Source organism: Streptomyces sp. NPDC005722 (assembly GCF_040630935.1).
Taxonomy (GTDB): Bacteria; Actinomycetota; Actinomycetes; order Streptomycetales; family Streptomycetaceae; genus Actinacidiphila.
The window spans coordinates 105,227-117,042 of the sequence record NZ_JBEXYN010000026.1; the positions used below are offsets into that span (position 1 = coordinate 105,227).

Sequence of the window (11,816 nt, forward strand, 5' to 3'; positions counted from 1 at the left end):
TCAACAGACCTGAGTCGTGGCGACTCAACTTATGCGCCACCCCTCCGCGCACGGGCGGCCACGGCGAGCGACCACGGCGGCGCCCGACCCTCGGGGCGCCCCCCGGGGCCGCGGGACGCCCGGGGAAGGCGCCCCTCAGCGACACAGATCACCGGCGGCGCGGCTGCGCACGTACGCCGATACTGGGTAGTCTCAGGAGAACCGAATAAGTTACTGCTTAGTATTCAGCCGGGCATCAGCCCCGAGCCTCCGCTCTCGCAGGTCCGAGGAGCCCCGAAATGCAACTCGCCGCGATCATCGTGTCGCTGGTACTCGCCGTGGTCGGCGTTGCGCTGTTCAGCCGCGCCATCGCCCAGATCTACCGGTTCGTACGACTCGGCCAGGACGTCCCCGCGGGCACCCGCACGGACGACTGGCGCGCACGCACCGTCACGGTCGTCCGGGAGTTCCTCGGCCACACCCGCATGAACCGCTGGGGCGTGGTCGGCGTCGCCCACTGGTTCGTCGCCATCGGCTTCTTCTCGCTCGTCCTCACCCTGGTGAACGCCTTCGGCCAGCTGTTCGTCGCCGACTGGGCGCTGCCGGTCATCGGCCACTGGCTGCCGTACGAGGTGTTCGTCGAGTTCATCGGCCTGATGACCACGCTCGGCATCCTCACCCTGATCACGATCCGCCAGCTGTCCCGGCCGGGCCGGGCCGGCCGCAAGTCCCGCTTCGCGGGCTCCAACACCGGCCAGGCCTACTTCGTCGAGTCCGTCATCCTCATCATCGGCCTCGCCATCATGACGCTGCGCGGCCTGGAGGGCGCCCTCGCGGAGGTGCACGGCTACGAGGCCGCCTACTTCGCCTCGTACCCGCTGGTCGCGGCCTTCAGGGGGCTGGGCGTCGGCACGCTGCAGAACCTGGTCTACCTGACCGCGATGATCAAGATCGGGACCTCCTTCATCTGGATGATCACGGTCGGCCTCAGGACCGACATGGGCGTCGCCTGGCACCGCTTCCTGGCCTTCCCGAACATCTGGTTCAAGCGGAACGCCGAAGGCGCCGTGGCGCTCGGCGCCCTGCTGCCGATGGCCTCCGGCGGCAAGCCGATCGACTTCGAGGACCCGGGCGAGGACGACGTCTTCGGCGTCAGCCAGGTGGAGCAGTTCTCCTGGAAGGGCATCCTCGACTTCTCCACCTGCACCGAGTGCGGCCGCTGCCAGTCGCAGTGCCCCGCCTGGAACACCGGCAAGCCGCTCTCCCCCAAGCTGCTGATCATGTCGCTGCGCGACCACGCGCACGCCAAGGCGCCCTACCTGCTCGCGGGCGGCGGCAAGAGCGTGGAGGGCGAGGAGAAGGCCTCCGAGGAGCAGCTCGCCGGGGTCCCCGCCGCGGCCCTCGCCGAGGCCGAGCGCCCGCTGATCGGCACCGCCGAGGAGAACGGCGTCATCGACCCGGACGTCCTGTGGTCCTGCACCACCTGCGGCGCCTGCGTCGAGCAGTGCCCGGTGGACATCGAGCACATCGACCACATCGTCGACATGCGCCGGTACCAGGTGATGATCGAGTCCGCGTTCCCGTCCGAGGCGGGCACGATGCTCAAGAACCTCGAGAAGAAGGGCAACCCCTGGGGCCTGCCCAAGAAGCAGCGCCTGGCGTGGGTCAAGGAGGTCGACTTCGAGGTCCCCGTCGTGGGCGAGGACATCGAGGACCTCACCGAGGTCGAGTACCTCTACTGGGTCGGCTGCGCCGGCTCCCTGGAGGACCGCGCCAAGAAGACCACCAAGGCCTTCGCCGAGCTGCTGAACATCGCGGGCGTCAAGTTCGCGATCATGGGCGGCGAGGAGAACTGCACCGGTGACTCCGCCCGCCGCCTGGGCAACGAGTTCCTGTTCCAGCAGCTCGGCGCCGAGAACGTCGCCATGCTGAACATGGCCTTCGGCGAGGACTCCGCCGAGGACGGAGCCGAGTCGACCCGCAAGCCCAAGGCGCAGAAGAAGATCGTCGCCACCTGCCCGCACTGCTTCAACACCCTGGCGAACGAGTACCCGCAGCTCGGCGGCGAGTACGAGGTCATCCACCACACCCAGCTGCTGCAGCACCTGGTCGACGAGGGCAAGCTCGTCCCCGTCACCCCGGTCGAGGGCATCATCACCTACCACGACCCCTGCTACCTGGGCCGCCACAACAAGGTCTACACGCCGCCGCGCGAGATCATCGCCAAGGTGCCGGGTCTGCGGAACGAGGAGATGCACCGCCACAAGGAGCGCGGCTTCTGCTGCGGCGCCGGCGGCGCACGCATGTGGATGGAGGAGCGGATCGGCAAGCGCATCAACAACGAGCGCGTGGACGAGGCGCTGTCCCTGAACCCGGACATCGTCTCCACCGCCTGCCCGTTCTGCCTGGTGATGCTCTCCGACTCCGTCAACGGCAGGAAGAACGAGGGCAAGGCCAAGGAGACGCTGCAGGTCGTCGACGTCTCCCAGCTGCTGCTGGACTCGGTCAAGACCCCGCTCGACCCCGACGGCGAGCCGGAGGCGGCCACCGAGCCGCAGCCGGAGCCCGCGAAGTAGCCCGCCCGGTGCGGTCCGGGCGCCCCCGCCCGGACCGGCCGCGGACGGACGCCCGAACGCCGGTGGGCGCGTACGGATCCCGTACGCGCCCACCGGCGTTCCGTGCGGCTCCCGGCGCCCTCAGCCGCCGATGCCGGACTGCCGCAGCAGCGCCGCGAAGGAGACGGGGTCGAACAGCTTCTGCAGGTCCGCCTGGGACACCGCCGTGCCGTCGATCTTCACGTACGGCGTGCCCGTGGCGCCGCTCTTGACGAAGGCCTCCTCGGAGGCGGCCACGAAGTCCGCGTACGACTGCTCCCGCACCGCCGAGTCGAAGGCCGCCCCGCGCAGGCCCTTCACCTTGCCGGCGAGTTCCAGCAGGTACGCGTCCGTGAACCCGTCCACCTGCTCCTGCGGCTGGTTGGCGTAGAGCAGCTCGTGGTAGGTCGCGAAGGCGCCCGGGCCCGCCTCCACGGACGCGCGCAGGGCGCCCGCGGCCCGCTTCGAACCGCTGCCCTTGAGGTTCCCGTCCAGGAACGAGGCCAGGGTGTACTGCACCTTCACGTCACCGGACTTCGCCAGTGCCGCCAGCTGCGGCCCGGCGGCCGCCTCGAACGCCTTGCAGATCGGGCAGCGCGGGTCCTCGTAGACGTGGACGGTCTTCGGCGCCGCCGGGTCGCCCACCGTGATCGTCGTCCCGTCCGCCTCCAGCCGCGCGGGCAGCGCCGCCAGCACCGCGGGGTCCGGCTGGAGAGGCACGTCGCCCGCGGCGGAGGAGGGCGCGGCGGGCGAGCTCGCGACGGCCGGCGCGTCCGGGGAACCGGAGTCGGTGGTCAGCAGCCCGCACCCGGTCACCGCCAGACTCAGCAACCCAGCGGCGGCCGCGGCCGCCGCCGCACGCGCTGAGGTGCGCGCGGTCCCGCGCGCGGCATTCCGTACGGCCCTGACAACCATCGGCACTTCCCGTCCCTTCGGATCCGTTCCGCCCCGAACGGTAGGGCTTCGCGGGCCCCCGTGCCCAACCGCGCGCCCGGCCCCCGCAGTCCGTCCGCGTACCCAGCCCCCACCACCGTTGAGGACACGGACAGCGGCCACGACGGCAGCCTCCGGTTCGGCGCCGAGCGCGGCAACGGAACGCCCGCGGCCCGCCTCCCCACCAGGGCGACCGGCCGCCCGCACGGGTGTGGAATCTGTCACAGCTTGGCAGCAAACCCCCTCCGGGGGCGGGGGGCACCGTCCTCCGCCCCCGGGACCGGGTACGTTCGAACCGTGGCTGGATTCAGGAACGGACGCGGACGGGACGGGGACGTGCAGCACCCGCATCAGCAGTACGGCGGCTACCCGCAGCAGAACACCTCGCCGGGCGGGCAGCAGCAGCCCCACCACGGCTTCGCGCCGGCCGCCGAGGGTGAGCCCGAGTACTTCGGCTCCGCGGCGCCGGCACCCTCGTACGACAACAACCCCGGGCACACCCGCGCCTTCTCCATCGGCGACGCGCCCGACACCTACGACCCCTACGAGCAGCAGTCCCCGCAGCCGGACCAGGTGTCCACCTACCGCGCGGGCCACACCACGGCGCCCCCGGCCGGCCCCCGGCTCGGCTGGAAGCAGCTGCTGAGCGGTGTCGTCATGCGCCCGTCCGCCACCTTCTGGCAGATGCGCGACTACCAGGTGTGGGTCCCCGCCCTCATCGTCACCTTCCTCTACGGGCTTCTCGCCGTCTTCGGCTTCGACACCGCCCGCGAGGACGTGCTCGACGCCACCCTCTCCAACAGCGTCCCCTGGGTGGTGTGCACGGCCATCGCCGTCATCCTGTGCGGCCTGATGCTCGGTGCCGTCACCAACGCGCTCGCCCGCCAGCTCGGCGGCGACGGCGCCTGGGCGCCCACCGTCGGCATGGCGATGCTCATCACCTCCCTGACGGACGCCCCCCGACTGGCCTTCGCCGTCTTCCTGGGCAGCGCCAACAGCTTCGTCCAGTTCCTCGGCTGGGCCACCTGGATCGGCTGCGCCGCCCTGCTGACCTCCATGGTCTCCAAGTCCCACGACCTTCCGTGGCCCAAGGCCCTGGGCGCGGCGTCGATCCAGCTGATCGCGCTGCTGGTGCTCTTCAAGCTGCCGGTGATCTGAGTCCCGCGGTACGCACGCGTAAGGGGCGCCCCTCCTGGAGGGGCGCCCCTTACATATGTGGTGCGGTGCCCGCGGCACCGGCTGCGGACGTCAGCCGCGTGCCATGACTCAGAGCGCGTCCTTGGACGGCGTGACGGGCTCCCCCGCCTTGCGCACCGGCGGCAGCACGCTCCAGGGGAAGTTGATCCAGTCGTCGGTGCGCCGCCAGACGTAGTCGCACTTCACGAGCGACTGCGACTTCTCGTAGATCACCGCGCTGCGCACCTCCGCGACGTGGTCGGCGCAGAAGTCCCGGACGAGCTTGAGCGTCTTGCCCGTGTCGGCGACGTCGTCCGCGATCAGGACCTTCTTGTCGGAGAAGTCGATCGCGTTCGGCACCGGTGCCAGCATCACCGGCATCTCGAGCGTCGTCCCCACCCCGGTGTAGAACTCGACGTTCACCAGGTGGATGTTCTTGCAGTCCAGCGCGTACGCGAGCCCGCCCGCCACGAACACCCCGCCGCGGGCGATGGACAGCACCACGTCCGGCTCGAAGCCGTCGTCGGCGACCGCCTGCGCCAGGTCCCGCACCGCCTGCCCGAAGGCCTCGTACGTCAGGTTCTCCCTCGCCGGCCCGGCCATGCGCTCAGACCTGCGTCCGGTGGAAGTTGAGGTAGGAGCGCGACGGCGTCGGCCCCCGCTGCCCCTGGTACCGCGAGCCGTACTTGTCCGAGCCGTACGGGAACTCCGCCGCCGAGGTCAGGCGGAACAGGCAGAGCTGCCCGATCTTCATGCCCGGCCAGAGCTTGATCGGCAGCGTGGCCACGTTCGACAGCTCCAGCGTCACGTGGCCGGAGAAACCGGGGTCGATGAAGCCCGCGGTCGAGTGCGTCAGCAGCCCCAGCCGGCCGAGGCTCGACTTGCCCTCCAGGCGCGAGGCGATGTCGTCCGGCAGGGAGATCACCTCGTACGTCGAGGCCAGCACGAACTCCCCGGGATGGAGGATGAACGCGTCGTCCCCCTCCGGCTCCACCAGCCGCGTCAGGTCCGGCTGCTCGACGGCCGGGTCGATGTGCGGGTAGCGGTGGTTCTCGAACACCCGGAAGAAGCGGTCCAGCCGGACGTCGATGCTCGACGGCTGCACCATCGACGGGTCGTACGGGTCGATGCCGACCCGCCCGTTGTCGATCTCGGTCCGGATGTCCTTGTCAGAGAGAAGCACGCAAGCAGGTTACGCGGGGACGGGGCTCCGGGCCGAATCGAGCCGACCCGGCCCGGAGCCCCCACGTCACGTCCGACCTGCGCGTCCGGACCTGCGCGACCGCTACTTGCCGATGTCGGCGGCCACGGGGACGGCGCTCCGCAGCCGCGCACACCGTGGACACCTGATCAACCGCCCGGGGCCGAGCCTTCCGGCGCCCAGGTTCTGCATCGGAAACGTAGCGGTGCTGAACACGTGCCCTTCGGCACAACGAACGACGGTGCGATCCATCGCTGCCCTTCTCCCCGGTACCTCAACGATGAAAGCCACATTAGGGGATGAACCCACCCCCGCCTCACGCGGCACTCCGCCCACTCCGGCACCTCGGGCAGCCCTCACCGTACGCCTCCCAGACCTCCCCGCGCACACCTTTCCGGAGCCAACACGAAGGCCCCGGAGGTATGCGTCCGGGGCCGGGCATGGGGTACAGTGTGCGAGGTCAGATACCTCAACAGGTGTCTTACGCGGGTGTAGTTTAATGGTAGAACATGAGCTTCCCAAGCTCAGAGCGCGGGTTCGATTCCCGTCACCCGCTCCAGCAGAAAGCCCCAGGCGAGCAGCCCGGGGCTTCTTTGTTGTCCAGACCTCTTTATCCCTCCCGTGCCCGTTGCGTGCCCGATGAGCCGTCGTCGTGCCCGTCGATTGATTCGCGGTCAGCCCGCACTCGGGCATCGAGCGCGGCGGCGATCTGCTTCTGCCGCTCCAGCGTCGAGTGCTGTTCTACCGGGAGCAGGGCTTCATGATCAGCCAGCCGGTGCCGGACGACGCGATGAACGCGTACGTACGACTGCGCCAACACGGCTTAGCGAGTCGGCTCGTCACTCCGACACCACGTCTACCTAAAGGCCGTCCCGTACAAGCTCGGGCTCAACAAGCAACACGTCCTCAGCGCTACGGGAACACACGGCTCCAGCCATTCACCAGCAGCCACCCTAAGTGAGCGGATCGGTGAGGGCGCGATAACGGTCGAACGCCTCGCGAGCATCCGGAACAAACGTCTGCCGACGGACAAAGCCGCTCAGGTAGGACTCGCTACACCAGTCGTACCAGGCGATCTCCGAAGGATCCGGCTGGATGGGCCCCTCCACAACGACCTCATGCAAGCCGAGCCAGTACGGGCTGATTGCGCCCTTACAAAGGAACTTGAACACGAACCCAGGGCGGCCCTCGACCCCGAGCTCCTCGGCCAACTCCCGTGCAGCGGCATCCTCATACGACTCGCCAACGTTCACGGCGCCCCCAAGCATCCAGTTGAACCGCCCAGGAAACAGCGAGACGCCATCGGGACGACGGTGCACCAGTATCCGACCACCGGCATCACGGCACACGATCGTCGCTATGCGATGCATCCACTTGTGTCGGATCGCGGAATCCCTGTCCACAACGCCCAGTACATGATCATGCTCATCGACCCGCTCAACCAGTTCACCCATGAGCCACACGATGGCAGTAGCAGCCGACAAACCGTTCTTCAGGTCCGCACGCGCCTCAGACATGCCGGACGTCAGTCTCCATCCGCACGCTCGCTTGAGGAGAGCACCAGAGTCCCCCGACCAGGCGCCGACGCATCAGGTGAAGCCGCACTTCAACCATCAACCAAGACAGACAGTAGCCCCCAGAGGGCAAGCTGTTACAGGTTTCTCTACCTCATCAAGACACCCGGCGTCGCTCACGCTCCGCCGGGCGCGCGGCCGACGTCCGGCTTGGCGCGCCGTCCGCCGCCGCGCGCCCACATAGGTAGGCCGAGGGCATGAGGTCAGAACCGCGGTGGCTGGGGCGGCCGACGCTCCGATGCTTTAGGCAGCCACCATGGGGCGAGCCTCGAAGATCGGGGCCCACATCGGGCTATTGCGGGCAGGCAAGGAGCCAGCCCGATTCGCGGCCAGCGTACGGGCCCCGATCCCTCGCCCCATGGCAGCTCCCGCCCAAAGCCGCTACGCGCCGGCCGCGAGGTACCGTGCCCGGGTGGACGAGGAACCGGTGATCATAAAGCTCACCCACGATCAAGCGTTCGTGCTGTCTGACTGGCTGTACGAAGTGATGATGAAGTCCGACAAGCTGAGCGCGATCGTGCCAGACAAGGCTGTCTGGTCTGCTGTGTACGCGATCTCCGGCACCCTAGAGACCTCGCTCCCAGAGAACTTCATGCCGGATTACGTTGGTCGCCTGGAGCAAGCTCGACGGCGCCTGGTCGCAGCTTCCGCCGAGGATGAGGACGAACACCAGGTAGCCGAGTCCAACTGACTTTGGGCCGTCTTCGGGCCGTCCGAGGTGAGCCAACGTTGACAGACGATGACAGCCGTTCACGGCATCGGCACAGGCCAGAAGCCTGGAATGTTAACTCTGCCCAGGCGGGAAGCTCGGTGCACCACTTCCAGAAGAACTGACGCGTGGAAGGGAGCAAGATGACCACGCTTCGAAAGGGGCTGGTCTCTTGACCATCTTCTACTGCTCGAAGTGCGGTGACGCACTCACTCCCGACCTCGTAGCACTCCCCCGCGTTCCGGAGGGAGCTCCCTCAGCCGATGGCCGGGACGAGAAGTCTCGGCTGGATCATTCCACGGTGCCACAGGGTCACTATGCGATTGACCCTTTGCCCTGGGGCGCACCCTTCCTTCCAACAGGCACGGAAGAACAGCTTGAACCGCCCGGGAGGAGGCTTCTCATGGTCGACAGCCACCGACTGATGTCGGCTGGTCCGCGGAACACCGTTGTCATCCACCCCGAGGACGCACCGACCCTTCAACCGTTCATCCAAGGGGACAACAACCTCGGCTGCTGCGGGCCAACTGGCGCCCATGGGCCCAACCGGGCCTGTCCGTGCGGTTCACGCCTGGCCACGCTCGCAGCCGACTGTATGGGTCCGTGCGAACTCCACCTCGACCCCGTTCGGGTCTACGCCTGGAACGACGAAGCGCAGCCATCCTGAAACGCGCGTGCCACATCCGTGCCAGAACGGACGGGGAGTCAGGGGGAATCGCGGGGCGCAGAGGGAAGCGCCGCCCACTCCTTCCTAGTCTGGGAATCCGCAGGTGACGCCGCCGACCGCCCCACCCCGCTCCTAAGGAGGTGATCGCGGATCCTGGCGCGGTGCACCATGGAGCCATGCGAGTCTTCGGCAGTCCAGCGGCGGCACCCAGAATGCTGCTACTCAACGAGGTGAGGTTCGATCCGGAGCGGATTTTCCGCCTCGAACGTCCTTTGTTTCTCATGCCAGGAGATCGGGTCTCCACGGATGGGGGTCGTCTTCTGGTGCAGCGGGCCAGCGGCCGGGAGGAGTACCCGGCTGCCGACCTCGCTCCGTGGTGCTGGCGTTGGCGGCTCGTCTGACGGCCGTGCCCGCTGCGTGCCCGATCGGTCGGATAACTGCGGTCAGTCAGAGTCCGCTACACGCTGCGGCACGACTACGGGTGTCCCCTGTTTGGCCAGATCAGAGCCACTTTCACGCCCGCCAAGCCCGGTGATTCCCAAGCTCAGAGCGCGGGTTCGATTCCCGTCACCCGCTCCAGCAGAAAGCCCCAGGCGAGCAGCCCGGGGCTTCTTTGTTGTCCAGACCGGATCAAGCGTCTCGTGGCAGATCCGTGCCAGGTGCCGTGTCATGGCAGGGTCGGCCATCGGCCAGGCAGACACCGGACCTGGCGGTACCTACGCCCGCCTTGCCCAACTCGGTTACAAGCCGGTGCACTTCCGCGAAGATCTGCCGCACCGCGTTCGCCGACGAGGGACGCCCGGTCGAGGTCAACGAGATGACCTCGGACTCGGCCGCCTGCATCCTCGAATACGACTTCGACGCCTGACGGGAGCACGTCCTTCGGGTGCAGGCCGGACCTTGTACCGAGAGACAGGCCACCACGGCTCGGCGGCGTCAGGTCTACTCGGCTTCTCTCGGTCGGACTCGCCGGGTCCGATGCCACCACAAACCTGTCAAAGGGATCACGACACCAGCCAGCGCCAGTGCGAAACCGCCGATCCAATGCCTGTCCTCCCTGCCCATGAGCAGTACCGAGGCCGCGCCGACGCCACACCCCAGGGTCAGGCTGAGGAGCGGTTTCCAGTCAGGTACGCGTGGCAGCTCGTATACGAAGGCCATCAGGGCGATGAAGCCGGCGAACAACGCGAACTCGTACCAACCCCCGCCCTCTGGAAGGTTGTAGTAGGAGCTCCCGCGCCTGAACGATCGATCGAGACCCATGTCGACGCTCCCGGCGACCCCCCAGCAGAACGCACTGGACGCAGCGACACCTAGGACGATCCATCCTGGTTTCCTCACGCCCAAATGCTAGGGGCGCACCCCACCACGCCGGCACGGCTGTTACAGATTGCTCTGCCTCACAGATTTCTCCACCTCATCACGGCGCTCCCGCCGCGCAGAGCGCGGCCCGGCGCGTGACCGCACAACCAAACCGGGGGCTCGGCAATCGGGTAGATCACCGTCCCCGGCAGGGACGGGCACGTAGGTGACCGGACGGAGGCGAGACGTGATGCGGTCCCGCAGGTGTGGTGTGGTCCCGGTTCTCACGGTGGTGGCGGTGCTCCTGTCCGGGCTGGCCGCGTGCTCCGGGGGACCGCCGTCCGGCAAGCCCCGGGCCACGGCCACCGCCCGTGCCCTCGACAACGCCCCGCCCTCGGGCCCGAGGGTGACCAACCGCTTGCCCCGCGCCGACTTCAACGGCGACGGGTACAACGACGTGGTCCTCGTCGCGCCCGGGCGAGCCATCCGCACGCCTGGGGAGGAGCCCACGCTGGTGGTGATGTACGGCGGCGAGGACGGCCTCGACGCCCGCCACCGCACCGTCCTCACCTACGGCAGTCCCCCCGTCGCGGGCCAGTCACGCCACGGTCTTGCCTCGCCCGGGCGGGACATCGCCCGGGGCGACCTCGACGACGACGGCTACACCGACCTCGCCACCTCCAGGTGGGCGGACCGCTGCCGTGGCCGGTGGAAGAGGGAACCGACGGGTGCGCGACCAGGGTGCTGCCGGCCCCGCTCGGCGACTGCGACCGCCCGGAGCCCCCTTCGGGCTTCACGGCCACAGCGCCGCGGCACCGGGCTGCAGGTCCTCGGAACGAGGACCTGCAGCCCTTCCGAGCGGTCACCGATGGGTGAAGACCGGCTCCCACGCCTGGCCGGGCCTGGGTGTCCGGAGGGCGGTGAGCGGCGTCAGGTGGTCGCCGTCGACGTCGACCACCACCAGGCGCTGGCAGTACTGGGACCGGGTGCAGCGGATGCTGTCGCTCTGCCAGGCGATGACGCGCTGGTCGTCCGCCCAGGCAACCAGTTCGTCCACCGGCTGGGCTGCGACCACGTAGCCGGTCTTGGAGTCGAGAATTTCGGTGATCTTGTTCCCCATGATGTCGTCACCGGCGACCAGTCGCCCGTTCGGTGACAGGCCACCGGTCGATGGGGACTCCGGATCCTCGCCCGCCGGGGCGGGACGCCGACGACCCTGGAGGTCGTAGAAACGGGGACGTCCGGTGTTCGTGGCGCCCTCCATTTTGATCAGGCGGCCGTCACGGCTCCACTTGGCGTCGCCGATCCGCCAGAAGCGCGGTGAGTTGCGGGCGGTCTCCGGCAACGGACTGCTGCGCCAGACCGACGCCCCGGTCGCCAGGTCGACGACGTAGTAGCCGGTGCGCTCGATGCCCCAGAACCGGCGGGGCAGGTTCTGGTCCCTCGGGATGTCCGAGTCCGCCGAGTCCACGTGGAACCCGTCCTTCGACGGTTTCCCGGCGACATAGGTGGTGACGGCGAGCTTGTCGCCCTGCGGCGACCAGGCCACACCGCCCACCGCACGGCCGAGGTCGATCCAGCGGGCCACCTTTCCGGTGCTCATGTCGACCAGGCCGACCCGCTTGGCGGGCAGCGGCCCTTCGAGCACGGCGGCGGTCTTCAGGCCCCGGGCGACGTCGAT

At 68.6% G+C, this 11,816-nt stretch carries 8 protein-coding genes, 1 tRNA gene and 1 pseudogene; 5 read left to right on the forward strand and 5 right to left on the reverse strand.

Features of this window, described 5'->3' with window-relative positions:
- Positions 1 to 278 precede the first annotated feature (278 nt).
- Positions 279 to 2,555 carry a (Fe-S)-binding protein gene (locus ABZ479_RS26920; RefSeq protein ID WP_500463937.1) on the forward strand — a complete coding sequence of 759 codons (2,277 nt, stop codon included), beginning with the start codon at positions 279 to 281 and terminating at the stop codon, positions 2,553 to 2,555.
- A 120-nt stretch (positions 2,556 to 2,675) separates the two neighbouring features.
- Here ABZ479_RS26920 and ABZ479_RS26925 read toward each other — a convergent pair whose 3' ends face one another.
- A complete protein-coding gene (locus ABZ479_RS26925; protein WP_500463938.1) occupies positions 2,676 to 3,389 on the reverse strand; it encodes a thioredoxin domain-containing protein in 714 nt (237 codons plus the stop codon).
- 414 nt (positions 3,390 to 3,803) lie between these two features.
- On the opposite strand from ABZ479_RS26925, the gene ABZ479_RS26930 reads away from it, so the two are divergent.
- Positions 3,804 to 4,664, forward strand: a complete 861-nt coding sequence (locus tag ABZ479_RS26930; RefSeq protein ID WP_500463939.1) for a Yip1 family protein — start codon at positions 3,804 to 3,806, stop codon at positions 4,662 to 4,664.
- Between the two features lie 108 nt (positions 4,665 to 4,772).
- On the opposite strand, the gene ABZ479_RS26935 is transcribed toward ABZ479_RS26930, so the two are convergent.
- Both ABZ479_RS26935 and dcd read right to left on the reverse strand, forming a co-directional pair.
- A complete protein-coding gene (locus ABZ479_RS26935; protein WP_500463940.1) occupies positions 4,773 to 5,285 on the reverse strand; it encodes a phosphoribosyltransferase in 513 nt (170 codons plus the stop codon).
- A 4-nt stretch (positions 5,286 to 5,289) separates the two neighbouring features.
- Positions 5,290 to 5,865, reverse strand: coding sequence for a dCTP deaminase (gene dcd / locus ABZ479_RS26940; protein WP_499599546.1), 576 nt, complete (start codon positions 5,863 to 5,865; stop codon positions 5,290 to 5,292).
- 503 nt (positions 5,866 to 6,368) lie between these two features.
- On the opposite strand from dcd, the gene ABZ479_RS26945 reads away from it, so the two are divergent.
- Positions 6,369 to 6,442: transfer RNA gene (locus ABZ479_RS26945), tRNA-Gly, on the forward strand.
- A gap of 394 nt (positions 6,443 to 6,836) precedes the next feature.
- On the opposite strand, the gene ABZ479_RS26950 is transcribed toward ABZ479_RS26945, so the two are convergent.
- Complete coding sequence (locus ABZ479_RS26950; protein WP_500463947.1) at positions 6,837 to 7,337, reverse strand: NUDIX hydrolase; 501 nt, start codon at positions 7,335 to 7,337, stop codon at positions 6,837 to 6,839.
- Positions 7,338 to 7,869: 532 nt separating this feature from the next.
- Between ABZ479_RS26950 and ABZ479_RS26955 the strand changes: the two genes are divergently transcribed.
- The gene (locus ABZ479_RS26955; protein WP_500463941.1) at positions 7,870 to 8,148 is read left to right on the forward strand and encodes a hypothetical protein; all 279 of its coding nucleotides are present in this window, start codon (positions 7,870 to 7,872) and stop codon (positions 8,146 to 8,148) included.
- A 1,351-nt stretch (positions 8,149 to 9,499) separates the two neighbouring features.
- A pseudogene (locus ABZ479_RS26960) lies at positions 9,500 to 9,701 on the forward strand (GntR family transcriptional regulator); the annotation flags it as partial.
- Positions 9,702 to 10,997: 1,296 nt separating this feature from the next.
- Here the strand turns inward: ABZ479_RS26960 and ABZ479_RS26965 are convergent.
- On the reverse strand, positions 10,998 to 11,816 hold an 819-nt coding region (locus tag ABZ479_RS26965), incomplete at its 5' end, for a hypothetical protein (protein WP_500463942.1).

Excerpts from the sequence above, each read along its gene's own strand:
- ABZ479_RS26950 (WP_500463947.1), bottom strand. The coding sequence starts at position 7,337 with ATGGGTGAACTGGTTGAGCGGGTCGATGAGCATGATCATGTACTGGGC.
- ABZ479_RS26935 (WP_500463940.1), bottom strand. The coding sequence starts at position 5,285 with ATGGCCGGGCCGGCGAGGGAGAACCTGACGTACGAGGCCTTCGGGCAG.
- ABZ479_RS26920 (WP_500463937.1), top strand. The coding sequence starts at position 279 with ATGCAACTCGCCGCGATCATCGTGTCGCTGGTACTCGCCGTGGTCGGC.